Consider the following 26,580-nt stretch of genomic DNA (forward strand, 5'->3'; position numbering starts at 1 on the left):
AGGAAGATGACCGTTCCGAACGTCGATCGCGAAGAGATCTGGCGGGTACTCCGGGACCTGGTAGCCATCCCGAGCGTGAATCCGGCTTTTCTGGGCGGAACGGGAGAGGCGGATGTCGCATGTTACGTCGAGAATTATCTGGAAAGCAACGGCATCCCCTATATCGTCCAGACGGTCTCGGAAGGCAGAAGCAACGTCATCGGCATGCTGTCAGGCATGCGCGCCGACAGAACGCTCTTGCTTGAGGCGCATATGGACACGGTGCAGACGACCGGCATGACGATCGAGCCCTTCGGGGCGAAGACGGCGTCGGGCCGTCTTTACGGCAGGGGCGCTTGCGATACGAAGGCGTCGCTGGCCGCGATGCTGGTCGCGCTCGGCACGCTCGCGCGCAGCGGACGCAGGCCGCCGGTCGGCGTGCACCTCGCGGCGGTCGTCGACGAAGAATACCGCTATGCCGGCGTGGCGAAGCTGGCCCAGGCGATCGAGGCAGGCGAGCTCTGCTACGAGGCCGCGATCGTCGGCGAGCCGACGGGGCTCAGCCGGGTGGTGGCGCACAAAGGCTGCGTCCGCTTCCGCATCGAGGCGCGCGGCGTCGCCGGCCACAGCTCCGATCCGGGCAAGGGCGTCAACGCGATCGAGCAAGCGATGGAGATCGTGCGCTACCTGCGCGAAGTCGTGGAGCCCGGCTATGAGGCGCTGCGGCATCCGCTCGTCGGGCCGCCGACGCATTGCATCGCGCAGATCGAGGGCGGGGAAGCGCCCAACACGATTCCCGGCGCCTGCAAGCTGACGATCGACCGCAGGACCGTGCCGGGCGAGGACCCGCTCGACGTCTGGGCGCGGATGAAGGCGGACCTTGAGCGGTTCGCGGACGAGACGCCGGGCCTGACGCTCATGGTGCACGAGCCCTTTATCGTCGATTATGCCATGGAAATCAGTACCGACGAGCCTGTCGTCGGCAAGCTCGCTCACGCAGTGGACCGCGTGAAAAGCGGAACAGCCGAGCACGGCGCCGCCTACGGGACGGATGCGAGCAAGCTAGCCAGAGTCGGCGTACCGTCCATCGTCTTCGGACCGGGCGACATCCGCCAGGCACATACGGACGACGAATGGGTGGAGCTGGCCGAGGTGTGCGCGGCCGCGGACGCGCTTGCGGCGCTGATCGCGAATTACGGAAACGAAGAGGGAGAGGAACAAACGGCATGACCACCACGGATATCGTGAAAATCGGCGTCGTCGGCGTCGGAACCATTTCGGAGCTGCACCTGAACGCCTACAAGAACAACCCGAACGTCCGCATCGAGGCGATCTGCGACCTGAACGAAGAGCGGGCGAAGGCGACTGCCGCCAAGTACGGCGCGCCGCAGGCGTTTTCCGATTATAATCGCCTGTTCGCCGAAGCCGGGCTGGACGGAGTCAGCATCTGCACCTGGAACAACACGCACGAGCCGATCGCGGTCGCGGCGCTTCAAGCGGGACTTCACGTGCTGCTGGAAAAGCCGCTCAGCACGACGGTGGAAGCCGCGCTTCGCATCGAGGAAGCCGTCCGCGCGACGGGACGCAAGCTGCAGGTCGGCTACGTCCGGCGCTACGACAACAATGCGCAGCTCGTGAAGCAGTTCGCGGACGCCGGGGAGTTCGGCGAGTTTTATTACGCAAAGGCTTCGAGCATCCGCCGGGTGGGCAACCCGGGCGGCTGGTTCGCGGACAAGGAACGCTCCGGCGGCGGTCCGGTCATCGATATCGGCGTGCACGTCGTCGATCTCTGCTGGTATCTGATGGGGCGTCCCAAGCCGGTGTCGGTTTCCGCGAATACGTACCGCAAGTTGGGCAACCGCGCCAACGTCAAGCATATGACCTCCTACAAGGCGGCCGATTACGACGCCTCGCGCAACACGGTCGAGGACATGGCGAACGCGATCATCCGCTTCGAGGGCGGCGCGTCCCTGCTGTTGGAAGCGAGCTTTACGCTGCACGCCAAAGAGAACAAGACGACGATCTCGCTGTTCGGCGACAAGGGCGGCGTCGAGATCGATCCGGCGCTCGCCATCGTGACGGAGAAGCACGACACGATCCTGAACGTGACGCCGCAGACGGACCACGCGGGCTTCCACCTGGAGAGCGCGTTTCAAAACGAAATCGACCATTTCGTCGACTGCGTCCGGACCGGCAGCGAGCCGATCAGCCCGGTGTCCGACGGCGTCGCGGTCATGAAGATGCTGTGCGGCATATACGAGTCGGCGGAGAAAGGCGAGGAGATCCGGCTGTCGTAACCGCGGTCGGCCCGGAAATCAAGAGGAGAGCGGACCCGCTTGAAGTTGGGCGTCAGCACATACAGTTTGTATCGGGCGATCATCGCAAGGCAATCGCGAGACTTCACGGCCAGATGACACTTTATCGCATTGGAGTTGACATCGGCCATCTATAATCTCTTTTATTGGCAAGACGCATAAGAGAGAGGATGTGCCTAACGTTGAGAAAAAGCAAGAAGGGGCTTGCCCGAATCATCGTCGGATCGATGGCGGCGCTGTTGGCCGTACCATTCGTCATGCCGGGGGGCGTCAAGCATGCCGCGTTCGCGGCGCCGGCCAGCGTCGCCGACGACAGCGGCGTATTGATGCTGGAAGACTTCGAGGCCGGCGATCCCGGAGTCGTTAAATTAAATCCGAAGCGCGTCGTATCGGCGAGCGCGTCGATCGAGAGCGATCCGCAGCACGTGAGGAACGGCAGCCGATCGCTCAGAATCGACTACGACATGATCGACGTCGTCGATAATCCGTCCCAGCTGGAGCTGGCGCCGGGCGCGGGCAGCATCGCCGTTCAAGGCAAGCCGATCAAGGTCGGCATGTGGGTATACGGCAGCGACGACGGTCATCTGTTGACGACGAAGTTCCGCGACGGCAAGGGCTCTTCGTTTACGCCCGAATATTACTCGGACGCGTCCGTGGGCGTGAACTGGACGGGCTGGAAGTACATAGAGGTCGACATTCCCCAGGATAAAGTCGAAGGCAGCAAGCTGGAGCTCTACTTCCAGCTGAAGCAATCCGACATGTCCAAAAAAGAACAAAGGCGCCATCTGGATCGACGACGTTCAGCTGATCTACGAGGATACGGGAATCGACCGGGAGGTGCCCGGGATCGAAGCCGTCTCTCCGGCGCCGGATGCCGTACTGACAAGCGAGCTGGACAAGTTCGAGGTGCGCATCGCGGACGCGCCCGCGGGCACGGATGCCATGTCCGGCATCGACCCGGACGCGATCGCGCTGCTCGTAGACGGGCAGGATCTGACGGCGCAGGCGGCGTATTCGGAGGAAACGAAGCTGCTGACGCTGCCGGCTTCGCTCATCTCGAGCGGCTACCACGAGGTCGTCGTGACGGCCAAGGACAAGGCGGGCAATCCGGCCCGGCTGAGCTACGCCTTCACGGAGGACGCCGGCGAACGTCTCGTCATGTCGGCGCCGGCCGAGGCGGTCAGCAACGAGCTGTACGAAGTGACCGTATCCCTTGCCGGCGACCGGACGAGCCAATCTTCGAAGATCTCGCTCCAATACGATCCGGGCACGCTAGCGGTCGAGCGGATCGTCTCCAAAAACGGAACGACGGCAACCGGGACGTCCGATGCGGACGGCGTACTCCAATTCGACGTGAACGGCATTCAGGCTTCGGGCGAGCTGGCCACGGTGCAGTTCCGCGTCAGTCCCGATGCGGTGCTGGGCCGCGGAGAAAGCTTCAAGCTTGTGAAGATGCGCGCGGGCACGCTCGCTTCGGATGCCGCTACTCGCTCTTCCTTGGCCCAGCCGATCCGTTATACGATCGCTTTTCCATACCTGCTTGCGGTCGAGGGCGTCGGGCTGAATTCGACGTCGACCTTCAAGGTGACGAGCCGAGACGGCGCGCCGTTTGCCGGTGCGGACATCTACCTGCGCGGCGTGCTCGAGCAGATGGCCGTCGTGAAGTTAAGCGCGCAAGCGTCGGTGTATGAAGACGACGATACGTCGGAGCCCGTCGTGGCGACGCTTCCCGCAGGCACGCGCCTGTACGGAACGCCGGAAGCGGACGACGGCTGGTTTGAAGTAATGCTGCCCGACGGCGCGACGACCGGATACGTGGAAGAGACGAGCGTGGACGCCGCATCGATCGTCCCTTTGAACTTGTCCTTGGGCCAGACGGACGAGAAGGGCGAGCTGAAGACGAACCTGACGACTTTGGCGCTCGGCACCTACAAGGCGCAAGCGGTCGTCGGCAGCAAGAACAGCGCGGCGATGAGCTTCGAGGTCGTCGAGCCCTACGGCAATAGGAATCCGGAGTACGTACAGACGTACGTGACCAAGGATCTGTCTTCTCAATTGAGCGTGGGATGGACGACGAGTCCGATGGCCGCGACGAACTATATTCAATATGCGAAGGCAGCCGACTGGGCGAAGGGAGCGTCCGGTCCTGACGCCTCGAAGGTCACGACGGTCGAAGCGGAGAGCGCCACGCAAGTGCTCAGCGAGCTGGAGAACGGACCGAAGGGAGAAATCCGGTTCAACACGGCGCTGATCGGCGGCTTAAGCGAGTCGACGGCCTACAAGTATCGGGTAGGCAGCGAAGGCGCATGGAGCGATTGGTACGACTACGCGACGGCGGACGCGAAGACGTCCACGCCGGTATCGTTCGTGTTCGTCACGGATTCCCACGTCAAGGCCGACAACGGCAAGGAGACTTACCAGTCCTTGATCCGGAACGCGCTCGATACGTATCCCGACACCCAATTCCTGATGCATGGCGGCGACGCGGTGGATGTGGGCGGCGCGTTCGCGGAATGGAAGCGGCTCTGGGAGGCTGCCTCAAGCTACGCGACTTTCCTTCCTACGGCGGCGACGCTCGGCAACCATGACGTGAAGGCGGAGGGCAAGGAAGTCTTCGTCAAGGGAGCGAGCCTGCCGGACAACGGACCTGACGCGTACAAGGAATACGCGTATTCGTACGACGTGGATGACGCGCACTTCGTCGTCTTGAACTCCGAGGGAACGAAGGCGCAGATGGCGCTACAGGCGGAATGGCTGCGCAAGGATCTGGACGGCAACGACAAAAAATGGACCATCGCGATGTTCCATCGTCCCGTCTACCATACGGAAGCCGGACGGGGGGGATCTCGTAGAGGACGTTAAGGTTTATTTTGCCGATATCCTCGAGAGCCACAAGGTCGATCTGGTGCTGGTCGGTCACGATCATGTGTACGCGCGGACGTATCCGATGGCGGGCGGCAAGATCGCCGCCAGCGGCGCCGGTACCGTGTACCTGGACGGCGGCTCGTCCGGCTGGAAGTTCTACGATGGGCAAAAATACGATTATTTGAGTTTCATGTACGATGACGACGTGCCCGTCTATTCGCACGTCCGCGTCGCGGACGACGCGATCGAGGTCGAAGCCAGAACGTTGACCGGCGACCTCGTCGATTCGTTTTCCATTGCCAAGACGAGCGGGACGACGGAACCGGGCACGACTGGCCCGAGCGCGCCGAACAATCAGACCGGCTCGGGCGAGACGAACCAAACGGCGCGCGAGTTGACGGAAAAGGAGCTGCAGTCGGTTCAGCCGAACGGCGAACTGACGGTGAAGGTGTCGGAGGCGGTGCGGCAACTGAAGATCGGCGCCGGCGTTCTGTCCAAGCTGGCCGCCAATAAAGTCGGTTCCCTGGTTATCCAAAGCGACAACCAGCCGGCCATTCGGATCGACGCCGCTCAACTGAGCGCGCCGGCCGACGGCTCGGATCTCGTACTGACGTGGAAAAGGGAACCTTTCGCGAATGCAGGCGCCTTAAAGCAAGTCGCGCCGGCCCCGAACGCGGCAGCGTCCGGCCGCATGGCCTTCAGCGTGGCTTCGAACGGCAAGGCGTTCGCGTATACGCTGGACTGGAGCGGGATGTCCCTTACGCCTTATACGAACCTGTACAAGATGACCGAGGAAGGCGCGCTTGAACTCGCGGCCTTCAGCATCGTTAATCAAAAGCAGGCGGCGTCTTTGTCCTCGGGCGCGACGTACGCGGCGATTGAAGTGAAGCACGATTATTCGGATCTTGCGGCGTCCCATTGGTCTTATCCGTACGTCCAGATGCTGTCCGGCATCGGCGTGATGCAAGGTACCGGCAACGGGCAGGTAAGCGCGGACAAGAAAGTGACGAGGGCGGAATTCACGGCGATGATCGCCAGAGCGCTTGGGCTGAAGGCATCGGGCGCGGCTGCATTCGCGGACGTGAAAGGAAATGCCTGGTACGGCGCGGCTGTCGCCGCGGCGGCAGAGAACGGCATCGTGACGGGCGACCGCGGCGGCCGCTTCAACCCGAACGCGGACATCTCGCGGCAGGAAATGGCCGTCATGCTCCAACGGGCCCTGGAATATCGCAAGGTTGCCGTTCCTCAAGAAGGCGGCGGCGCGAGCTTTTCGGATCAGGCCGATCTCGCGGATTGGGCGCGCGACGCGGCTCAAGCATTGCGCAAGCTTGGCCTCATGGAGGGCGATGCAACGGGCAGCTTCAAGCCGCTTGACCCGGCCAGCCGCGCGGAGACCGCCAAAGTGATCTCGATGCTCTTGTTCCAATAATCGCTCAGGTTGAAGCACAAAGCCGAATCGAAGCTGACATCGTCGAACGGGACGGAGCAGAGAAATTTTCTGCTTCGTCCCGTTTGCGTTTTTGGCCTATCGCTACTGTTTTGGCCGCTCCCGCATTTGGCGCGCATTTGATGTCGACGTCCGCCCGTTTCGTATGGATGCCGGCTCAAGGAGTTTCGAAGGGGGGCGTCGAATCCCTTGGATATGGAATACAGCCCAGCGAATTAAAGGGGATAATCGGGAAATGGCCAACATTCTTGTCGCGGACGATGACGCGCATATTCGCAAGCTTATCGCTTTGTATTTGCGAAACGAAGGATTTGACGTCTTCGAAGCGAAGGACGGCGTCGAAGCCCTCTCTGTCCTGGAGCGCTCGGCCGTCGATATGGCGATTATCGATATTATGATGCCGCATATGGACGGCTGGGAATTGTGCAGGGAAATCCGGCGACTGTACGCGGACATGCCGCTGCTCATGGTCACGGCCATCGGAGAAGCCGGTCAGAAGGTGAAGGGATTCCAGCTCGGTACGGACGATTATGTGACCAAGCCGTTCGATCCCGTTGAGCTTGTCATGAGAGTAAAGGCGCTGTTGAAGCGTTATCGAATCGCGGCCTCCCAGATCGTTCAACTAGGCGGAATCGTGTTGGACCGGCGAGCCCATAAGGTCGTCCGCGAAGGCGAAGCGCTTCTGTTGCCGTTAAAAGAGTTTGAACTATTATTCAAGCTGGCTTCGCACCCGGGGCAGATCCTGACCAGAGAACAGCTCATCGTTCAAATTTGGGGGATGGATTATGAGGGCGACGACCGAACCGTCGATGTTCATATCAAACGGATAAGGGAGCGCTTCGCCGAAGATGCCGGGCATTTCCGAATCGAGACGGTCCGCAGTCTCGGATACAGGCTCGAGGTGAATAGATGACGAGGTCCTTGTACGTCCGCGTCGTCTTCACGTTTTTGGCGGCCATGCTCATCGGTCTGCTAGTCTCCGTTCTTGCCGCGCTTGCGCTATTCGAGGCAAAAATAGACCGGATCGGGCAGAATGATCTGATCGCAGCGGGCGAAGAGATCGTTCGCGTCTATGCGCAGACGCACCCGGCCGATATGGAGACGTTCATGCAAAGCATGGTGAAGCTAAGTTCCTACTCCGTTCAACTGTACGCCGACGCAGGCGTCATGAGATCGTTCAAGTACAGCGCCGACGCGGACGAGCTTGCGATCTCGCAGGAAGCCGTTCGTCAAGTAAAGGAGGGGACGATCTACCGATCGACCCGCAAGGACAAGGCGACGTTTATCGGGCTGCCGTTCCAAATCGGAAGCGAGCGGCAAGCTTTATTTTTGCTGCCCTCCTCCAAAAACGAACCGACGCTCATTCGCTTGATGCTGACCATCCTCTTGTTCGTTTTGATTACGGGAAGCATCTGCATTCTCATCGCCGCCATCTATGTGGTCAAACCGATCAAGGCGCTAACCGCCGCTACCCGACGACTGGCGAAGGGCGACTTCGACGTGAAGCTGGGCGTGAAGCGCAAGGACGAACTGGGCACCTTGGCTCGGCGCTTTAACGAGATGGCGGTCGGGCTCAAACAATTGGAGCGGATGCGCCAGGACTTCGTCTCGAATGTGTCGCACGAGATTCAGTCACCGTTGACATCCATATCCGGATTTGCGAAAGCGCTCAAGGATATGAACGCCATCCCCGAAGAGGAGCGCATTCAGTATCTGGATATCATCCTGACGGAGAGCGGCCGATTATCCAGGCTCAGCGACAATTTGCTCAAGCTCGCCTCGCTCGATTTCAATCGGCAACCGATGGACGATGTCACGTTCCGGCTTGACGAACAGATCAGGCAAGTCGTCGTGAGCTGCGAACCGCTCTGGTCGGCGAAAAACATCGATGTGCATCTGGATCTGCCCCAGGCTGCCGTAATAACGGCCGATAAGGATCAACTCAACCAAGTATGGATGAACCTCCTCGTCAACAGCATCAAGTTTACGCCCGAAGGCGGACGCATCCATGTGCAAATAACCGCTCGCACGGACGCCTATCTCTTGACCTTATCCGATTCGGGCATCGGCATTGCGCCTGAACAACTTGGCCGGGTTTTCGAGCGTTTTTACAAGACGGATCGGTCCAGAAGCGACAGCGAAGGCAGCGGTCTTGGTCTGTCCATCGTCCAAAAAATCGTCGAGCTTCATCGCGGCGACATTCGCATAGAAAGCAAAGTCGGACTGGGCACGAAGGTCATCGTCGAGCTGCCTGCCGCTCCGCCTGTCAAAGCGTAAACCGGTTCACGCTCCGTTCATATTTCTTTCCTACTCTTCCGTATGTATCGCATGGGGGCTAGGGAATAAATGAATGGAAGGTGTTGGAACATGAGCGTGATCGGGACGATCGATTCGGTAAAATGGCTGACGGTTTATGAGCTGGCGATGTGCGTCATCGATTTATTCGTGTTGACGCTTTACGCCGTGCCTGCCAAGAAGCATTACAGATGGTTTGATTTTTTACCCGGCGCAGGGATGCTTGCGGCGATCGCAAGCCTTCTGTCCGGGGACGCGACCCTGCTGGCGCTGATCGTCGATTCGCTGACGTTGGCCGTGTTTTTATGCACCGCGAGGAGACTGTATAAGCCTAAGGCTTGGGCCGCTCCGAAGAGGAAGGTATTCCGAATCGTAAGGAGCGTCATCTGCGTATGCGGCGTTGTCCCCATCATACTCGCGTTGGCGTATGCGGGAGTCATGCGGTACAACCCGGTTAGCGATCTTAGCGGATTGAGCTACGCCGAAGCTTTTGTGAAAATGAACGAGCGCTTGTCGCGGGAGTATCCGTTCGGCGAATGGAAGCGCATCGACTGGGAGGCGCTCCGAAGCAAGTACGAGCCGCTATTCGAACAGGCGGAGAACGACAAAAACTTCGATTTGTACTATACAACGTTAAGAGAATACCTGTTCTCCCTGAACGACGGGCATATCAAAATCGTGAACGATAACGTGTACGATGGGAATACGGTGTTTAAAAAGGAAGTCGGCGGCGGCTTCGGGCTAAGCGCCGTACAGTTGGATAACGGCAAAGTTCTCGTGAGTCTGGTCCTGGAGAACAGCCCCGCCGCCAGGAGCGGAATCAAGCTGGGCGCGGAAATCGTCGCATGGGACGGAATGACGGGAGCGGAAGCCTTCGAACGAACGAGCTGGAGCGAGAACGGAACGGCTACGGATGAGGGGAAAAGGTTCAATCAGGGACGGTTCATGGTGCGGGCGCCGATCGGCAAGGAAGTACAGGTCGAATATCGCAATTGGGGGTCGTCCGAGACGGAACGAACGAAGCTAACGGCGTATGACGATCAATTCGAGACGTTGAAGAAAACGAAGAACAAGCTGACCCCGGCCGACCTGGAGGCATCTCCCATTGAAGGCGAAATGCTTGACAACGGCTACGGCTATGTGAAAATCAAGCATTTTCTTCCCAAGTCGAATGTCGCTTCGCCCGAAAAAAAACTGGCGGACCTGTTGAGGATGTTTAATGCGAAAAACGCGAAAGGCCTGATCATCGATCTGCGGGATAATCCCGGCGGAGAAGATCAGCTTGCCGCCAATCTGGCCGGCTTCTTCGTCAAAAAGGAGAAAATCTATGAATACGTCAGCTATTACAACAGATATACGGGCAAGTTTGAACTGAACCGGAATGAGGTCGTCAAGGTCAAGCCTTCAAAGCCTTACTATGACGGCAAGGTAGCGATCTTGATCAATAGCAGAACCGGCAGCTCGGGAGAAGGAATACCGCTTGTTCTAAAAGGGATGCCGAATGTCAAAATCGTAGGATTTACCTCCACGGCCGGGTCGTTCGGCCTCGTGAGCAGCCCGATCGAGATCAAGATGCCGGAAGGCTACGTCATCCATTTCCCCGATGGAAGGTCGCTCAACCAGGATAAAACGGTCCAGGGCGACGCCGACGCATCCGGCGTGGGAGGCGCGGTTCCCGACATCCAAATTCCCCTCAACGAAGCAACGTTTAAAGAAAGCGTAATGGAAGGGCAGGATGTCGAGCTGAAGTATGCGACCGACGCGATGGAGAGATAGCAGGTGGGGCGACAAGCAGACGCGCGGCGTCTGCTTGTTTGTCTTTGCTGCGCTTGGCGATGCCGCCGAAGCCTAGCTGCAATTTTCCTTCACTTCGACCCGGTCGTTCTGAATCGTGATCGTGGAATAGCCGGACGCGCTCTCCGTGTACGAGCATACCGTTTTCTGAACCGTGTCTCCGCGCGAATTCGTGTACTTGACATAGATGCCGCCTTCGCCGTTCATGCGCAGCTTGGGACTGATCACCTTTTTTGTCTCCCGCCTTGATCGTTTTTGCGAAGGTGTGTTTCGCGTTGCGCTTGACCGCTTGGCCGGATCCGCCGCCGTCCAGAATGCCCGTCTCTACGGAGATTAGGTCGTAATCGGACTGATTGACCACGGTTACGGAGAAGCTTCGGAAACGCTGGAACAGTTCGTCGTTCGTCTTCCACAGCACGAAGAGGGACATCAACAGGACGGCTACGGCTGCAGGCAGGGCGATCGCGACGATCGCGACTTTCGTGTTTCTTTTCATCATTCGTCATCCCCCTTCTATAAATAGACACTTCAGGCCTGCGGAAAGTTACACACGGAGCCTTCGGAATATTGGGACGGCATCATCGACGGCGAAGTGCTCGCCCTGCATCTCGAGCAGACCGGCTTCTCCAACTTACACGGACTCGAAGGCGCGCGTTACGGCTGGACCAAGTGGTGCGGCGAGCTGGACAAGATAATGCCAGCTGCGCGTCTTCTTAAGAAAAAATTAAAAGTTAGCCCGGAAAAAAATTTAACATTGCGCGCTAAAATGCACCTAAGAGCTGCAGAGGAGCGTGGAACGAATGAACGTAAAATACTTTTCTCCTGTCCTATGGCTGAAGCTAGGCGCCGCCGCCTTGTTTGCCGGCTACCTTTACGTATTGATCAAGATCATCCTGTTCAAGTTCGGCGACGTGAACGTCTCCTTGCTCGGACGCCTGATGCTGGAGACGGCCGAGCAGCCGAGCAACATCGTCTATCGCTGGCACTCCGCCAACCTGACGCCGCTCGTATCGATCCGGGAAAACATAGCGGGACTGCCGCATATGCACGACACGGTCAACCTGTTCGGCAACATCGCGTTGTTCGTGCCGCTCGGACTGTTCCTCGGTTTGTTCGTCGGCTGCCGACTGCCCGCCGTGCTCTTTTATGCGCTCGTCGTCAGCCTCGCGCTCGAGACTGCGCAGCTGATCTCCGCCATGGGCAGCTTCGACGTAGACGACCTGATCCTGAACACCCTCGGCGGCGCGATCGGCTATGGCCTGTTCGCCGGCTCGGGAATTGCGCGGGGCAGGTCGAGCGGGGCAGGCGGATCTTCAAAAGGCATGAATTGAATGGTCGAATGGCCGTCCCAGCTGGGACGGCTCGCCGCAGTTTCTCATGAGCAAGAGGGCTGCCGGAAACAAACCGAGTCGCCGCGCGGTTCCTCATGCGCATGAAGTTCTAACCGGAAACAAATCGAGCCTCCGCGCGGTTCCTCATGCGCGGGAAGTTCTAACTGGAAACAAATCGAGCCTGTCCGTGGTTCCTCATGCGCATGAAGTTCTAACTGGAAACAAACCGAGCCTCCGCGTGGTTCCTCATGCGCGGGAAGTTCTAACTGGAAACAAATCGAGCCTCCGCGCGGTTCCTCATGCGAGAGAAGTTCTAACTGGAAACAAACCGGGCTTTCGCCGCCGCTTCCTGTGCGCAAGACGTTCTAACTGGAAACAAACCGAGCCTCCGCGCGGTTCCTCATGCGCATGAAGTTCTAACCGGAAACAAACCGGGCCTCGCCGCCGCTTACTCATGCGCAAGTGGTTCTAACCGGAAACAAACCTAGCCTCGCCAGCGGAACGCGGCGTGTCGGTCCAGTCCAGGAGGCTCTCGTTCCGGGGGGCTATCGACTCGCCGCTCCGCCGACCTGCCACTCCGCCACTCCCCCCACTCCCCCACTCCCCCCACTCCCCCCACTCCCCCACTCCCCCCACTCCCCCCACTCCCCCCACTCCCCCACTCCCCCACTCCCCCACTCCCCGCTCCATCCTCATTTCGGCCGGAATTGTTAAATTTACGAAGAAAGTTCCTAAGTTTTGAAAGTGCGGCCAGGACCGCGATGCGCTACAATAGAAGCCATGAACCGACTAAAATCCGCGCCGTGCCCGGCATAATAAATGAAAGCGATTACACAAAAACGATGGCGAACGCGCCGGACGGGAGGCTGCCGTGAGAAAGGTCATTCTGGTGGACGACGAGATGTTCGCGCGCAAAGGGCTGGCGGGCCTGATCCCGTGGGAGCAATACGGCTACGAAGTGGTCGGCGAGGCGGAGGACGGGGAAGAAGCGCTTGCGCTGATCGGGCGCTTGTCGCCGGACGTCGTCGTCACCGATATCCGGATGCCCGTGCTGGACGGACTCGGGATGATACGAGAAGCGCAGGAGCGCGGCTATCGCGGCACGCATTTTATCATCATCAGCGGCTTCGGCGACTTCAAGTACGCGCAGCAGGCCGTGCGCTTCGGCGTGCAGGACTATCTGCTGAAGCCGATCGACGAGTACGAGCTTATCGCCGCCCTCGTCCGAATCGGCGAACAGCTGAAGCGGGAGCAGGCGCGAACCGAAGCGGAGGACGCGCTGCGGCGTCCGTCGCTGTTCGAGGCGCTCGTATCCGGACGCGCGGCGGAGCGCGAGCTGGACGCGGACCGCCATACGCTGGGATGGCCGGCGGACTTGCCGTACCGCTATTACGCGGTCGAGCTGAACGACGCGCCGGCGGAGGACGCGGAGGCGGCGCTGCGCCGCGCCGGCGACGCGGCACGCGCGCTCGCCCGCGCCGCAAGCGCCGCAGCGGAAGCGGGCCTCGTGCCGCCCTGCGCCGGCGAGCCTTACGTTCACTTCCGCGACCGATACGAGCTGGGCCTGCTCGTACCGGGCGCGAGCGAGCCGCGCGAGGCGAAGGCGCTCGGCGAGCGCCTGGCCCGGGCGGCCGGCTGCTGCGACGGCATCGCGCCTCGCATCTATATCGGCGAGCCCGCTTCCGGGCTCCTGCTGGCCGGACACTCCTTTTTGACCGCGCAGGAGACGCGCAAGGCCAAGTTCGCGAAGGCCGATGACACCGTCCTTCTCTTCGAAGACGTCCGCGATGCCGGGCCCGGGGCCTGCCGCGAGATCGAGCCCGCGGTATACGCCGCGCTGCTCGAGGCGCTGGAGGAGAACGACGCGGCCGCGATGACGGACGCCCTCGACCGGATGTTCGCCGCATTCGGCGAGCAGCGCTTCGCGCCGGACGCCGTCGCCGCCGCCGTATCCCGCGTCGTCTACGGCGCGGCGGCGATCGTCCGCACGATGCAGGGCGACGACCGCAAGCTCGAGACGATGAACAGGGCGCTCGGCTGGCAGGAAGCGCCGCTTTCGCTCGCCGGTCTGCGGGCGCTGCTGCTGGCCTTCCTCGCCGAATGCGCCGGTTATATCGCGTCGCTGCGCGAATCGATCGGGAAGGGCGACATCGCCAAGATCAAGGCGTACATCGACCGGCATTTTCACGAGAATATCAGCCTGAAGAGCATCTCGCGGCGCTATTACATGAACGCGGTCTATCTCGGACAGCTGTTCAAGAAAACGTACGGCGTCTACTTCAACGACTACGTGCTGCAGCTGCGCATTCATGAGGCGAAGCGGCAGCTCCGGCAGACGGACAAAAAAGGTGTACGAGATCGCGGCGAGCGTGGGCTTCTGCAATGCCGACTACTTCGTCACCCAGTTCGAGAAGGTCGAGCGGAAGACGCCGACCGCTTACAAAAATGCCATTAGCGAAAAGATTTGAGCATCGGCGGTGCGGGAAATGCGAATGGGGATGCGATGGATCCGGAAGCGGTCCTTCAGTCTGAACAATGTCAGGCTGCGCAACAAAATGCTGATCGTTTACTTTTTGTCCGTGTTCGTTCCCGTCGTGCTGACGAACGTCATTTTCTACAACATCACGACCAACAACGTCAAAAAGCAGAAGATGCGGGACATCTCGCTCGCCATCGAGCAGATCCGCAACGACTTCATGACGCAGGTGAACGTGGCCGTCGGCATCTCCGCGGTCATCTACAACGACGCGCTGCTGATCGAATACATGGACAAAAATTACGACGTGCCGTCGGACTACGTATACAATTACCAAACTTACATTATCAGCATGCTGAACAAATACAGCCCCGTGTACGAGTCGATTCAGCGAATCACGCTGTATTCGGACAACGACACGCTTATCTACGGCGGACAGGTCGAGCGCGTCACGGCAAGTACGAGCGAGCAGCCGTGGTACCGGCTCGTCCGCGATTCGGCGCTGTCCGCCCCGATCGTGCTGCGCACGGCGTCAGATTATCCGGGCGCGACCGGCGATATGCTGAGCGTCGTCCGCAAGATCGGCAATGCCGAAGCCGCGGAGCCCTGGGAAAAGTACATGAAGATCGATCTCCATCCCGAAGCGATCCGGGAGATTTTCCACAACGTGACCCTGGAAGGCGATCTGTACCTGCTGCAAGGCGACGCGATTCAGTATTCGACCAAAGCGGGCTTTGACCTCGCGCAGACGGCCGGCACTGCCGCGTCCCCGGCGTCCAGAGACACGATCGTCATAGACGAGGACTTCGGGGACGTCCCTTACCTGTCGGACTGGCGCATCGCGGGCGTCTTCAAGGAATCGGCGGTGCTGGAGGAGGTGCGCAAGTCCAAAAATTTCGTGCTGTATCTGGCCATTCCGAACGTGCTGCTGCCGACGCTCATCATCATCTGGTTTTCCCGGTCGCTTAACGCCCGGCTCGTGCGCATTCTGAAGCATATGAAAAAGGTGAAAAACCATTCGTTCGAGATCATCGCCAGGCAGGACGCCGAGGACGAGATCGGACAGCTGACCGCCGAGTTCAACCGGATGACGCTGCAGATCAAGCGTCTTATCCACGACGTCTACATCGCGGACATCCAGAAGAAGGAGCTGCTCATCAAGCGCAACCAGTCCCAGCTGCACGCGCTGCAGAGCCAGATCAATCCGCATTTTCTGTTCAATTCGCTCGAGACGATCCGTATGCGCAGCCTGATGAAAAAGGAAGAGGAGACGGCGCGCATCATTCACAGCATGGCTAAAATTTTCCGCAAGTCGCTCGCCTGGGGCAAGGACTGGGTGACGATTCGTGACGAACTCGATCTCGTCGCGTGCTTCCTCGACATCCAGAAGTACCGGTTCGGGGACAAGCTCGACTACCGGATCGAAGCCGACGAGTCGGTGCTGGGCCTCATGATCCCGAAGATGACGCTGCAGCCGCTCGTCGAGAACGCCAGCATCCACGGCATCGAGAAGCTGAAGGAGGGCGGTCTCATCCGCGTCGCGGTCGTCAAGACGGCGGAGGGACTCGTCTGCACCGTGAGCGACAACGGGGCGGGCATCCCGCCGGACAGGCTGGCATCGATCTTAAGCGAGCTGGAGCGAGGGGAGGATATCGGCGAGAGCGTCGGCATCAAGAACGTTTATTACCGGCTAAAGCTTTATTACAAGGAAAACGTCGGCTTCGAGATATCGAGCAAGGAGGGCGAAGGGACGACATTCCGCATCTGCGTGAAGGCGGGCATCGGGCAGGACGCGATCGGCGGCGGCGTTGGCTGAATACGGAGGGTGCCGTCAAAAGCTTTTTTTTACGCCGCGCAACTTTGTTGCGAACCGACACGATTGTTGTGAACCGACACGATTGTTGTGAACCGACACGTTTGTAGCCCCGGCGAAAAAACGTTTCTCTAGACCCACTCCGAATTCGCTTGCTAGTATGGATGGTACTGGATAGGGAGCGAGGTACTTCGGGAAATGGATCAACAGGAGCGATACGACAATCTGAAGCTGGGGGGAACGGGGCGCGATCGTCAGCATCGTCGCCTATATCGTCCTCTCGGCGTTAAAATTAATCGTCGGCTATGCAGCGGGATCGGAAGCGTTGAAGGCCGACGGCCTGAACAACGCGACCGACATCGTCGCGTCCGTCGCCGTCCTGATCGGACTGCGCCTCGCGCAGAAGCCGGCGGATCACAACCATCGGTACGGCCATTGGAAGTCGGAGACGATCGCATCGCTCGTCTCGTCCTTCATTATGGCGGCGGTCGGCCTGCAGGTGCTGTTCGCCGCCGTATCTTCGGTGTTCGGCGGGAGCGAGAAGGCGCCGGACCCGATCTCGGTCTGGACGGGCCTGTTCTGCGCGGCCGTTATGTATATCGTGTATCGCTACAACCGGAGACTTGCCATTCGAATCAACAGCCAGGCGGTCATGGCCGCGGCCAAGGACAACATCTCGGACGCGCTCGTGAGCATCGGCGCCGTCGTCGGCATCGTCGGTTCGCAATTCGGCCTGCCGTGGCTAGATCCCGTCACCGCCGTAGCGGTCGGCGTCCTCATCTGCAAGACGGCCTGGGATATTTTCCGCGACGCCTCCCACCATCTGTCCGACGGGTTCGACGAGTCGACGATCGAATCGTTCAAGGAAGCGATCCTCGAGGTCGAAGGCGTCGAGGCCGTCAAAGATATCAAAGCGAGAAATTACGGCAGCAGCGCGATCGTCGACGTCGTCGTGCTCGTGAACATGGAGCTGGACTTCGCCGAAGCGCACGAGATCGCGACGAGCGTGGAAAACAAATTGAAGAAGACGTCGGAGGTGTACGAGGTCCACGTTCATTACGAGCCGGTGGACGTCTCCGACATGCTGTCCTAGCGGCATCCCGCCGCACGCCTTCTGGCGGCTTGTCCCGCTTCAGGCCTGGCACCAGTCCTCCCATTGATCGGCCGACAGATAGCGCACGTTCGCTTGAACCATGCGTCTTGACGCGGGGCTGTCAAAAGCGGCTCCGCCCAACAAGAACCGCAAATTCGGATACTTCAAGGCGGTTGCCTCGATCCACGTCAACAGCTTGTCCGTATTGCGGGGGTCCGTGACGGAAGCCGCGACGAACGAGATATTCTGACTTTCGATAATCCCGTCCAGTTCCTTGAGCGGCGTGTCGGGACCCGCGTACAGGACATTGACGCCTCTTTTGCGCAAAAACAGGCTGAACGACAATAGTCCGAGATGGTGGCGCTCGCCTTCGGGGCAAAAAGCCAACACGATCGGCAGGCCCGGATTGATGGGGAACACCCGGAACAAAGCCGACAGTCTGCGCATGATCGTTTCCGAAGCGAAATGCTCCTGGACCACTTTGATTTTCCCCGACTCCCACTCCGTGCCCACCCGATAGAGAACAGGAACGAAAATGTACCGCAGCGTGTCCTCGACGTCGTACAGGGCAAAAGCCAAATCGATCGTTTGATCCGCCTGCGCGGAATCGAATTGAATCAATTCGGCGTAAAGCTTATCGACCAGACTGGCGTACATTTGGCCATGTGCGGGCGGGCTCGCTGCGTGCGCCGCAGGTACGGAATCGCTTTGCTTCAGCTTTTCCACCGCTTCGCTGATTTTCAGGCCGTTTTTATCGATCTGTTCTTTAAGAAAGCCAAGCCTTGCCAGATCCTCGTCGCTTAGCAGGCGGTGTCCGCCGCTGCTGCGGCCCGGGGAGATGATGCCGTACCGGTTTTCCCAGGCGCGGATCGTGACTACCGGGATGCCCAGCAGCTCGGACGCCCTCTTCATGCTGTACATGTAACGTTCCTCCTCATTGTAATTATACAAAATCGATACAAGGATGAGGATGGTCAGGAACGGATTCAGACTTCGATTTTTCGTCCCTTCCACTTCACGGAATGCAATACGCGCGCCCTGAAAAGGGAGTAGATGTGCAATGCCGCGAAAAACATAAACAATAAAGGGTAAATCAAAAACAATCCCTTGTTGAAATTGCCGCATCTGCGGGCGAACCGCAACGTTTGGACGGCATAAGCCGCGTACAAGAAGACGGCGAGCGCCATTGCCGCGGGATTCCACGCCGCGATCGAAGAGATCAGGGCGGCCGCGCTCATGAACCCGCCGGTAATCCAAAGAATGGTCAGCGACATGACGACCGGATGGGTGGATTTCGAACCGACGGCAAAGCTTTTGCACCAGCCCTCCACAAGGGTGCCGAAGCCTTCCGGATACATGCGAAAAGAGATGACGCCGCCCCCGCCCACGCAATGGACGGGGAGATCCCGGTCCAGAAACGCCTGTCCCAGCGCCAGGTCGTCGAGTACGGCGCCCTGGATTTTGCGATGGCCGCCGACCGCGAAATAATCGTCTTTGTTGCACAAGATGCACGGTCCGAAGGAGCCCGCGGTTTTAAAGCGCGTCCCCCATAGGGTGAAGACGTTCATGCCGACGATGACGATCACGTTAAATACAGCCGACAAGTTTTCATACAAGCGCTGCACGGTATGGTAGGGCTGCAGGGACAAGATCCCTCTGGCGCCTTTTTGCGCATAGGAGCCGACCAGCTTCGTGAGGCTGTCGGCATCCGCGAGCGCGGTATCCGCATCGAGGAACAGGAGCCATTTTCCCTTCGCGTGACGCGCGCCGTGCCAGCAGGCCGCGGATTTGCCCGATCCCGCTTCGACCGTATCGTTGCGCAGCACCGTGGCGCCGAACCCGCTGGCGATCGTCGCCGTCTCGTCGGTCGAATCGTCGTCCACGACCAGCACCTCGAACGACGGATAGCGCTGCTCCCGCAGCGAACGCAGCAGCGGCGCGATCCGGCCCGCTTCGTTTCTGGCGGGAATAATGACGGTCAGCGACGGCAGCGGTACAGGCATTAGGATAGGCTTGCCGTTCGTCTTCAGCGTCGGCAGCGCGCCGAACATGACGAAGCCGGCCAGAAGCGCCAGCAAGCCGATCCCCAGTTGAACGCCTTCCAAGACGGTCAATGCATTCCCTCCTCGTTCACGTGCCGGACGTGCCGGAATAGTCGAATCGAATGCCTTGATCGTCCTGGATCAGCTCCTGCGACGCGATGCGGGCGGACAGCAGGACGATGGGCACGCCCGCGCCCGGATGCGTGCTGCTGCCCGTGAAGTACATATTGTCGCAGTGCTTGGCTTTGCTCTGCGGACGCATATGGTTGCTTTGGGACAGGACGGGCATCAGGCCGAAGGTGGCGCCGTTGTACGCATTGAACCGCGACTCGAAGTCGCGCGGGGTGATGCAGGTTTCCGTCACGATCTCTTGCTCGATGTTTTCAAGACCGCGTATTTTCTTTAACGTGTCGAGTATATAAGCGCGGTATTCCCGGATCGTCGTCTCGTTCCACTCGTAGTTAGCCGCCGCCAGATTAGACACCGGCATCAGAATGTACAGGCCGTCTTTTCCTTCCGGCGCGAGGGATTCGTCCGCTTTGGATGCGACGTATACGTAGAACGATCCGTTCGTCAGTTTGTTTCCGGCAAAGATGTCGTCCAGATTTTTTTTTCAGGTCTTCATTAAATATAAAGTTGTGGACGTGCTCGATTTCCTCGTATTTGCGGTTCATGCCCAAATAGAGAAGGAAACAGGAGCAGGAATATTTCAATTTATCGATCTTCTTATCGGTGTATTTCCCTTTCGCCGCCCGGTCCTTCACGAGATTTTTCATGGCGTACGGAAAGTCCGCATTGCATAGGACGAAGTCCGCCGGCACCTGCTGCCCGTCTGCGACGATCCCGGTCGCCTTGCGGCCATGAATGCTGATCTCCTGCACGCTGCGGTTATAGTGGACGGTCCCGCCCAATTCTTTAAAGAGCCGCTCCATCGCCAGCGCCATCGTATACATGCCGCCTTTGATGAACCATACGCCGTACATGAATTGAATCATCGGTATCATCGTATAGAACGAAGGGCTGCGAAAAGGCGATATGCCGATGTACAGCGTCTGGAAGCTGATCAGCTGCTTGAGCCGTTCGTTGCGGATATATTTGCTCATGAATCGGTCGGCCGTATCCAGCGTCTTCAGCTTCATCGCCTTTTTCAGCATGGAGAAGTTATAAAAATCGCGGGCTTTGCGGAAGGGCCTTTGAATGATGTTGTGCTTGGCGACGATAAAGCGTTTATAGATTTCGTGGAGATAAAGGAAAAATCCCTCCATGTCCGCTTCGCTGACGCCTTCGATCGTCTTCGTCAATTGCGTCAGATCGGAGGAGATGTCGAAGGGCTCGTTCGGCTTGTCGTTGTAGTACACCCGGTACATCGGATCCAAGCGCTCCATGGGGATGTAGTCGTCCGGATTGCGGCCGCACAGCTCGAAGATCTCCCTGTACAGCTCGGGCATCATGACGATCGTCGGCCCCAAATCGAACGAATAGCCGTCCCTTTCGATCCGGTGCATTTTCCCGCCCGGCAACGCTTCTTTTTCGTAGATTTCGACCTGGTATCCGGCTTGCTGCAGCCTGATCGCGCTGGCCAGTCCGGCCACGCCGGCGCCGATCACGATAACCTTCTTTTTTCATGTGAATGACCCCGTTCCCGTTTTATTCGACGCGGATACGATGGCATCGATGCGTCCGCGATTGTAGCGCTGCACGACGATGATCGGCAAGTTGAACGACACGGCGTACAGGACCATGATCCAGCCCACCCATACGGGGTTCCAGAGAAAGAACAGGGGGAGCCGGCAGGATGGACAGCCAGTGGGTCAGCTCCGCCCGTTTGGTCTCCGCGGCGAAAACTTTCAATTCGCCGACGCGGGTGCCGCGCAGCTTCTTTTTGCCGTAGCCTTTTCTTAATATCGCAGTTCCGTCGATGATTCGGCCCTTCCACCGCTTGACGAAAAAGCTGCTGCCAACGCTTGCCCGATCGCTCCCAGGCACCCAGCCGAAACCAGGCGCCGTCCTTCAAAAAATAGGATCGGGGAAGCTTCAGGCAAAGGACGGAGATGGCGATATGGAAAAAGGCCCAGGCGAATATATCGATCGCGACGATCCAAAAGTTAGATAACGTTACGAGCGGCACGGCAGTCCTCCTCAAGCGTTCTGTTTTCCTTCGCAACGGACGCTACAACAGCCACTTTCTGAACTTTCGGACGATCTTCATGTCCATGGCCGTATAAGGCGGATATTTATCGGATACATGCCAGTAGCGATAGGCGCGGTAGTCGGTCTTCGGATAGCTGAAGGCTTGAAAACCGGCTTCGCCGTGATAGCTGCCGTGCCCGCTTCGCCCGACCCCGCCAAAGGCGACGCGGGGGTTGGCGCCGTGATGGATGACCTGATTGACGCTGACGGTCGTCGATCGCATATAGGCTTGAACCCGCCTGATCTGCCGCTTGTCTCTGCTGAATACATAAGCGGCCAGGGCATCGCGCTGAATCGTCTGCCCCGCAAGCAAGGCATCCAGGTCGCGATAGGGAATGACCGGGAGAATCGGCCCGAAAATCTCCTCCTGCAGGATCGAACTCCCCGGCGGGATATCGGTTAATATCGTCGGCGCGATAAACAGCTGGTCCGCGTCGCTGGCGCCGCCAAACCTAATGCGGCCTTGCTCGATCAAACGCTGCAGCTTTTGAAAATGCGCGGCATGGCAAATGCGGGCGTAATCTTCGCTCGACTCGGGTTTTTCCCCGTAAAATTCGAGCAGCGCCGATCGCATTTCCGCCAGCGTACGCTCATAGACCGATTCATGTACGAACAGCGTGTCCGGCGCGATGCAGGTCTGGCCGGCGTTGAGGAACTTGCCCCAGACGATCTCGCGAACGGCCGCGGGAGAAAAGCCCGACGCATCCAGGATGCAGGCGTTTTTCCCGCCGAGCTCGAGGATGACGGGCGTCAGCTGCGCCGCCGCCTGCTGCGACACGGCCTTCCCCGTCCGCTCGCTCCCCGTGAAAAAAAGGAGATCGAAGGGGGAGGGAGGTCAACAGCCTGGACGTCTCGGCATCACCCGTCACGACGGTCAGCATTTCGGGCGGAAACGTCCGTTCGATCGTCCGTTGCAGCAGCGCGCTCGTGGCCGGCGCGTATTCGGACGGTTTGATCACGCAGCGATTGCCGGCCGCGATCGCGCCGATCGCCGGCATCAAGGCGAGCTGCAGCGGATAGTTCCACGGGCTGATGACAAGCACGCTGCCGTACGGATGTCTCGCGGTGCGGATCGCTTCCCTATAGCCGAATTTGAACGGGCGGGAACGCTTCGGCCTGGCCCATTTGGTTAACGACTTGCAGACGTATTCGATCTCGTTCAGCAGCAGCGCGATTTCAAACGAATACGCTTCGAAGGCGGGTCTGCGCATATCGGAGACGAGCGCCGCGATGAAGGCCGCTTCATGGTCCAGCAGCATCCGCTTGAGCCGCAGGAGCGCGTCTTTGCGCGCTTCCACCGTAGGAACGGGGCCCGAGCGCGCAGCTGCCTGCTGTTTTTCCAGTATCGCCTGCAGCGCGTCGCGCCGTTGACTATCCATCGCTCCCGTCCCTTTGCACGATCTTATCCCGGACCAGCTGTCCGCTTAACGTGACCATCGGCATGCCGGCGCCCGGATTGACCGTGCCGCCGACGAAGTACAGATTGTCGTACCGCGTGCTCTGCTTCGGATGCTTGAACCCTTTGTTTTTTTTGCGGTCCGACAAGGTGCCGTAGATCGCCCCGCGATCCGAGCCGTAGACTCGCTTGATGTCTTCAGGCGTCCATACGTCTTTGGTCACGATATGGCTGCGCAGATCCTCCAGCCCCATTTTTTCCAGTTTGATCAGCACCCGTTCGGCGAACCGTTCGTAGTCCTGCTGCGTAAAAGGCTTCTCCTGGATATGCGGGATATGAGGCAACACTTTTAAATTCTCGCAGCCTTCGCGCGTCTGCGCAGGATCGGTCTTATTGGCGTTCACCAAATAAATGACCGGATCGTCGGGCAGCTCGTGGGTGTGGAAGATGCGATCCATTTGCCGCTTCATGTTTTCCGCGAAGAAAAAATTGTGATGGGCGAGCTGCGGGTACGACTTCTTCACGCCAAGATGCATGACAAGCCCCGAGCTTGCGGGTTCGTATTTCTTTTTTCATCTCCTGAATGAAAGGCTTTTCTTCTTGCATCAGCTTCTCGTAGAACGGGATGACTTCCATATTGGAAATGTAATAGTCGGCCTTAAGTTCGGTTCCGTCCTCCAGCGACGCCCCGGCGATTCGGCCATCCTGTTTGTGAAGCCGGACGATGCGCTTGCCGGTATGGATGGAGACGCCCGCTTCCTCCGCCAGTCGCACCAATCCGCCCGCGAGCAGGTGCATGCCGCCCGGTACGTACCAGAGACCCTGCTCGTGCTGCATATAGATCATCATGTTCAGGACGGCCGGCGCGTCATAAGGAGAGGAGCCGACATATTTAATGAAGTAAGAGAGCATGTCGCGCAGATCCGGGTTGCTGATTCGCTTGGCGATGGACCTGTAAACGGTGGAGAACAGATCGAAGCCCGTCAACGCGTTGAAAACGCCGTTATACCTCGCGATATCCTTCGTATTGTCGGCGCCATGCTTAAAATAGCCTTGCTCCGTCAGCGCGTACAGCTTTTTGGCATATCGGAGCAGGTTTTCGTACTCCCGCATATCCCGCTCGTTCAGCGCTGGATTTTTCGATTTCATGTCTTCCAGATTTTCGTAGAGATCGATTCGATTGCCGTTCGGGAAAAAGGACCGCCACTGATGATTCAGCTTGACGGTGGGCACGTAATCCATCATCCGTTTGCCGCTCGCGGCAAACATTTTTTCGAAAATATGCGGCATCGTCAGAATGGAGGGGCCGAGGTCGAAGCCGAAGCCGTCCTGCTCGAGCCGGTTCAATTTTCCGCCGATATGCTCGTTCTGCTCGTATAAAGAAACGTCATAGCCGCTCTGTCTCAAAGATATCGCCGCGGATAGGCCGCCAAGTCCGCCGCCGATCACGAGTACGCTTTTATTTTTCAACCTTCACACACACCTTTCAGCGATTGAGAAGCCGCCTGCGATCGCGGCGCCGATCTTGGCCGCTTCTTCCTTGTTCACATAACAGCGCGTCGAGAAGCAGTCGTATCCGTTGTTTCTTACGGCATCCAATATCGCTCTGTACAGGCCGACCGACAAGGCGAGAGGCAGCCGGCTGTCCGCGTCGAAATGGCCGATACTGCCATAAAAACCGTCGTATAGCGATTCCGCATGCCTGGCGAGACGCTCCCATAAATCGACGAAGCGCTCGTTGATCAAGCCTTGCTGCAAGTCGACCCGCGTATATCGGAAGCGCTCCATTTCTTCCTCGGGCAAATAGATCCGTTGCTTCTGATGAAGATCTTCGCCGACGTCGCGCAAAATGTTCGTGATTTGCATGGCAATGCCCAGCTTGACGGCCGACGGGCGCAGATCGGCTTCAGCCTTCGAGGCGAGCACGGGCAGCAGCATGAGGCCGACCGAGCCTGCGACATGGTAGCTGTAGGTTTCGAGCGCATGCATGTCGTTCGGACTGGAAAAATCCAAATCCATGAATTGCCCGGCCAGTTGGTCGTAAAAGGGCCGAATGTCCATATCGTATTCCGTGAAAACGTGACGGAGCGCGCGCCACAGGGGATGATCCGCTTCCGAGCGTTCCCTGAACAAATCGAGCTCGCTTTTTAAACGCTGCAACGACGCGCGCTTATGCTCGGGCAGTCCGTTCGAATCGGCGCAATCGTCCGCCGTTCTGCAGAACGCGTAAATGGCGTAGACGGCGTTCGCTTTTTCCGGCGGAAGCTGCGAGAAGGCGTAATAAAAGCTTTTGGAATGCTTCTTGATAATGGCTTCGCAGTAAGCGAAATCCGCTTGCAGCTGCACGTTGTCCATAATGGCCTCCTTCGGACTGGGCGATGATCCGGCGGTTTGCGGTCTGTAAATGACGGCCTATCGCAAGCGGCTTCACTTGGCGGCGACAAGGCGATCGGTCTCCCGAAGCGCCCGGATATCGGCCGCGCCGATGCCGAACATGGCGATCCGCAGCTCCAGTTCGGCTTGTTCGAGCACGCGCTGCAGCTTATCCTCGGAATCGTGGGCGGCCTCCAGCAAGCTGCGTCCGAATCCGGCAAGGTTCGCGCCGAGCGCCAATGCTTTGGACGCCTGATGCCCGTCGGATAGGCCTCCGCTTCCGATTAAGACGACGTCGGGCAATGCGGCTCTTACCTCCTGAATGCATTCGGCCGTCGGAATGCCCCACTGCGCGAACCGTTCCGCCGCCGCTTTTTTGACCGGATCGTTGGAACGCAGCTTTTCGACCTGGCTCCAGGACGTTCCGCCCGCGCCTGCGACGTCGATAAACTGAACGCCCGCGTCGTACAACCGCCGAGCGGTCGTCCCGTCGATGCCCCAGCCGACCTCTTTGACTCCGACCGGGACGGCCAGCGAACGGCACACCTTCTCGATCTGCCGCAGCAGTCCGCTAAAATCCGTATTGCCGCCGGTCTGGATCGCTTCTTGCAGCGAATTGAGATGAAGGACGAGGCCGTCCGCCTCCGCGATGTCGATCGCTTGGCTGCATTTCTCGGCATCGAAGCCATAATTGAGCTGAACGGCGCCGATGTTGGCCACGAGGGGAATGTCGGGCGCCAGCGTCCGAACGCGAAAGGTCGCGGCTGCGTCGGCATTTTCGATGGCCGCTCTCAGCGAGCCGAGCCCCATGGCCCAGCCCCTTGCCTGGGCGGCCGCCGCGAGCCGGCGGTTGATCTCGCCGGCTCGCGGCGTTCCGCCGGTCATGGAGCTGACCATAAACGGCGTTTTCAGCCGACGGCCCAGAAAACGCGCGGAGGTATCGATCATTGAAAAGTCGAGCTCGGGCAGGGCATTGTGGCGGAAACGGTAATCGTCAAGTCCCGTTCCGATATCCCGTCCCCGAACTTCTTCATGCAGGCAAAGATCCAGATGTTCATCCTTTCGTCTGAGCGTCTCCGCGCGCGGCGCGTCGTTGACCCAATCGCTTGTCACCCTGCGAGAACCTCCTTCCGCCGATTCCTTTATGTATAGATTTTGTATAGCTATTGAT

Annotated in this window: 22 protein-coding genes and 4 pseudogenes; 12 read left to right on the top strand and 14 right to left on the bottom strand. The window is 59.0% G+C overall.

Translation table 11 applies throughout. From position 1 onward, the window contains the following. Nucleotides 1–6 precede the first annotated feature (6 nt). Both OMP40_RS15715 and OMP40_RS15720 read left to right on the top strand, forming a co-directional pair. Nucleotides 7–1,209, top strand: coding sequence for a M20 family metallopeptidase (locus tag OMP40_RS15715; RefSeq protein ID WP_277532620.1), 1,203 nt, complete (start codon nt 7–9; stop codon nt 1,207–1,209). Next, a complete protein-coding gene (locus OMP40_RS15720) occupies nt 1,206–2,276 on the top strand; it encodes a Gfo/Idh/MocA family protein (protein WP_277532623.1) in 1,071 nt (356 codons plus the stop codon). The genes OMP40_RS15715 and OMP40_RS15720 overlap by 4 nt, the downstream gene beginning before the upstream one ends. Nucleotides 2,277–2,662: 386 nt before the next feature. Here the strand turns inward: OMP40_RS15720 and OMP40_RS15725 are convergent, their stop codons facing one another. Continuing rightward, nucleotides 2,663–3,046: a hypothetical protein gene (locus OMP40_RS15725; protein ID WP_277532624.1), complete on the bottom strand. Its 384-nt coding sequence runs from the start codon at nt 3,044–3,046 to the stop codon at nt 2,663–2,665. Nucleotides 3,047–3,131: 85 nt separating this feature from the next. On the opposite strand from OMP40_RS15725, the gene OMP40_RS15730 reads away from it, so the two are divergent. The 5 genes from OMP40_RS15730 (at nt 3,132) to OMP40_RS15750 (ending at nt 10,677) form a co-directional block, all read left to right on the top strand. Then, complete coding sequence (locus tag OMP40_RS15730; protein ID WP_277532625.1) at nt 3,132–5,156, top strand: purple acid phosphatase family protein; 2,025 nt, start codon at nt 3,132–3,134, stop codon at nt 5,154–5,156. 43 nt (nt 5,157–5,199) lie between these two features. Beyond that, complete coding sequence (locus OMP40_RS15735; protein ID WP_277532626.1) at nt 5,200–6,588, top strand: S-layer homology domain-containing protein; 1,389 nt, start codon at nt 5,200–5,202, stop codon at nt 6,586–6,588. A 253-nt stretch (nt 6,589–6,841) separates the two neighbouring features. Beyond that, nucleotides 6,842–7,519: a response regulator transcription factor gene (locus OMP40_RS15740; protein WP_277532627.1), complete on the top strand. Its 678-nt coding sequence runs from the start codon at nt 6,842–6,844 to the stop codon at nt 7,517–7,519. Beyond that, nucleotides 7,516–8,883, top strand: coding sequence for a sensor histidine kinase (locus OMP40_RS15745; RefSeq protein ID WP_277532629.1), 1,368 nt, complete (start codon nt 7,516–7,518; stop codon nt 8,881–8,883). The genes OMP40_RS15740 and OMP40_RS15745 overlap by 4 nt, the downstream gene beginning before the upstream one ends. Before the next feature lie 90 nt (nt 8,884–8,973). Further along, nucleotides 8,974–10,677, top strand: coding sequence for a S41 family peptidase (locus OMP40_RS15750; protein WP_277532631.1), 1,704 nt, complete (start codon nt 8,974–8,976; stop codon nt 10,675–10,677). 72 nt (nt 10,678–10,749) lie between these two features. Here OMP40_RS15750 and OMP40_RS15755 read toward each other — a convergent pair whose 3' ends face one another. After that, entirely contained in the window at nt 10,750–10,923 is a 174-nt protein-coding gene (locus OMP40_RS15755) for a hypothetical protein (RefSeq protein WP_277532633.1), read from the bottom strand. A gap of 313 nt (nt 10,924–11,236) precedes the next feature. Here OMP40_RS15755 and OMP40_RS15760 point away from each other — a divergent pair. The 5 genes and pseudogenes from OMP40_RS15760 to OMP40_RS15780 form a co-directional block, all read left to right on the top strand. Beyond that, nucleotides 11,237–11,392: pseudogene (locus tag OMP40_RS15760) on the top strand (SRPBCC family protein); the annotation flags it as partial. Nucleotides 11,393–11,495: 103 nt separating this feature from the next. Next, nucleotides 11,496–12,026, top strand: coding sequence for a VanZ family protein (locus OMP40_RS15765; protein ID WP_277532635.1), 531 nt, complete (start codon nt 11,496–11,498; stop codon nt 12,024–12,026). Between the two features lie 871 nt (nt 12,027–12,897). Continuing rightward, on the top strand, nt 12,898–14,481 hold the full coding sequence (locus tag OMP40_RS15770; RefSeq protein ID WP_277532636.1) for a response regulator transcription factor: 1,584 nt from the start codon (nt 12,898–12,900) through the stop codon (nt 14,479–14,481). Between the two features lie 37 nt (nt 14,482–14,518). Next, nucleotides 14,519–16,318, top strand: a complete 1,800-nt coding sequence (locus OMP40_RS15775; protein ID WP_277532638.1) for a sensor histidine kinase — start codon at nt 14,519–14,521, stop codon at nt 16,316–16,318. 195 nt (nt 16,319–16,513) lie between these two features. Continuing rightward, nucleotides 16,514–17,408, top strand: a pseudogene (locus tag OMP40_RS15780) (cation diffusion facilitator family transporter). A gap of 39 nt (nt 17,409–17,447) precedes the next feature. On the opposite strand, the gene OMP40_RS15785 reads toward OMP40_RS15780, so the two are convergent. From OMP40_RS15785 to fni, 12 genes and pseudogenes are all read right to left on the bottom strand, one after another. Beyond that, complete coding sequence (locus tag OMP40_RS15785) at nt 17,448–18,329, bottom strand: MerR family transcriptional regulator (protein ID WP_277532639.1); 882 nt, start codon at nt 18,327–18,329, stop codon at nt 17,448–17,450. 65 nt (nt 18,330–18,394) lie between these two features. Continuing rightward, the gene (locus OMP40_RS15790) at nt 18,395–19,522 is read right to left on the bottom strand and encodes a glycosyltransferase family A protein (RefSeq protein WP_277532640.1); all 1,128 of its coding nucleotides are present in this window, start codon (nt 19,520–19,522) and stop codon (nt 18,395–18,397) included. A 16-nt stretch (nt 19,523–19,538) separates the two neighbouring features. Further along, nucleotides 19,539–19,940, bottom strand: a complete 402-nt coding sequence (locus tag OMP40_RS15795; RefSeq protein ID WP_277532642.1) for an FAD-dependent oxidoreductase — start codon at nt 19,938–19,940, stop codon at nt 19,539–19,541. Then, entirely contained in the window at nt 19,927–21,057 is a 1,131-nt protein-coding gene (locus OMP40_RS15800) for a phytoene desaturase family protein (RefSeq protein ID WP_277532644.1), read from the bottom strand. The genes OMP40_RS15795 and OMP40_RS15800 overlap by 14 nt, the downstream gene beginning before the upstream one ends. A gap of 15 nt (nt 21,058–21,072) precedes the next feature. Continuing rightward, complete coding sequence (locus tag OMP40_RS15805; RefSeq protein WP_277532646.1) at nt 21,073–21,204, bottom strand: glycosyl-4,4'-diaponeurosporenoate acyltransferase CrtO family protein; 132 nt, start codon at nt 21,202–21,204, stop codon at nt 21,073–21,075. A 61-nt stretch (nt 21,205–21,265) separates the two neighbouring features. Further along, nucleotides 21,266–21,436, bottom strand: a pseudogene (locus OMP40_RS15810) (hypothetical protein); the annotation flags it as partial. Nucleotides 21,437–21,620: 184 nt separating this feature from the next. Continuing rightward, complete coding sequence (locus tag OMP40_RS15815; RefSeq protein ID WP_277532648.1) at nt 21,621–22,418, bottom strand: aldehyde dehydrogenase family protein; 798 nt, start codon at nt 22,416–22,418, stop codon at nt 21,621–21,623. Nucleotides 22,419–22,530: 112 nt separating this feature from the next. Beyond that, nucleotides 22,531–23,019: pseudogene (locus tag OMP40_RS15820) on the bottom strand (aldehyde dehydrogenase family protein); the annotation flags it as partial. After that, complete coding sequence (locus OMP40_RS15825; protein WP_277532649.1) at nt 23,012–23,494, bottom strand: phytoene desaturase family protein; 483 nt, start codon at nt 23,492–23,494, stop codon at nt 23,012–23,014. The pseudogene OMP40_RS15820 and the gene OMP40_RS15825, both read right to left, overlap by 8 nt. Then, on the bottom strand, nt 23,427–24,506 hold the full coding sequence (locus tag OMP40_RS15830) for a phytoene desaturase family protein (protein WP_277532652.1): 1,080 nt from the start codon (nt 24,504–24,506) through the stop codon (nt 23,427–23,429). Before OMP40_RS15830 ends, OMP40_RS15825 begins: the two co-directional genes overlap by 68 nt. A gap of 3 nt (nt 24,507–24,509) precedes the next feature. Beyond that, nucleotides 24,510–25,391, bottom strand: a complete 882-nt coding sequence (locus tag OMP40_RS15835) for a phytoene/squalene synthase family protein (RefSeq protein WP_277532653.1) — start codon at nt 25,389–25,391, stop codon at nt 24,510–24,512. A 72-nt stretch (nt 25,392–25,463) separates the two neighbouring features. Then, a complete protein-coding gene (gene fni / locus OMP40_RS15840) occupies nt 25,464–26,522 on the bottom strand; it encodes a type 2 isopentenyl-diphosphate Delta-isomerase (protein WP_277532655.1) in 1,059 nt (352 codons plus the stop codon). Between the last annotated feature and the right edge of the window lie 58 nt (nt 26,523–26,580).

This window comes from Cohnella rhizosphaerae, from assembly GCF_029525575.1.
Classification (GTDB): domain Bacteria; phylum Bacillota; class Bacilli; order Paenibacillales; family Paenibacillaceae; genus Cohnella; species Cohnella rhizosphaerae.

Excerpts from the sequence above, each read along its gene's own strand:
- OMP40_RS15835 (WP_277532653.1), bottom strand. The coding sequence starts at position 25,391 with ATGGACAACGTGCAGCTGCAAGCGGATTTCGCTTACTGCGAAGCCATT.
- OMP40_RS15745 (WP_277532629.1), top strand. The coding sequence starts at position 7,516 with ATGACGAGGTCCTTGTACGTCCGCGTCGTCTTCACGTTTTTGGCGGCC.
- OMP40_RS15825 (WP_277532649.1), bottom strand. The coding sequence starts at position 23,494 with ATGGATCGCATCTTCCACACCCACGAGCTGCCCGACGATCCGGTCATT.
- OMP40_RS15795 (WP_277532642.1), bottom strand. The coding sequence starts at position 19,940 with ATGCCGGTGTCTAATCTGGCGGCGGCTAACTACGAGTGGAACGAGACG.
- OMP40_RS15765 (WP_277532635.1), top strand. The coding sequence starts at position 11,496 with ATGAACGTAAAATACTTTTCTCCTGTCCTATGGCTGAAGCTAGGCGCC.
- OMP40_RS15775 (WP_277532638.1), top strand. The coding sequence starts at position 14,519 with ATGGGGATGCGATGGATCCGGAAGCGGTCCTTCAGTCTGAACAATGTC.
- OMP40_RS15785 (WP_277532639.1), bottom strand. The coding sequence starts at position 18,329 with ATGTACAGCATGAAGAGGGCGTCCGAGCTGCTGGGCATCCCGGTAGTC.
- OMP40_RS15750 (WP_277532631.1), top strand. The coding sequence starts at position 8,974 with ATGAGCGTGATCGGGACGATCGATTCGGTAAAATGGCTGACGGTTTAT.
- OMP40_RS15720 (WP_277532623.1), top strand. The coding sequence starts at position 1,206 with ATGACCACCACGGATATCGTGAAAATCGGCGTCGTCGGCGTCGGAACC.
- OMP40_RS15715 (WP_277532620.1), top strand. The coding sequence starts at position 7 with ATGACCGTTCCGAACGTCGATCGCGAAGAGATCTGGCGGGTACTCCGG.
- OMP40_RS15740 (WP_277532627.1), top strand. The coding sequence starts at position 6,842 with ATGGCCAACATTCTTGTCGCGGACGATGACGCGCATATTCGCAAGCTT.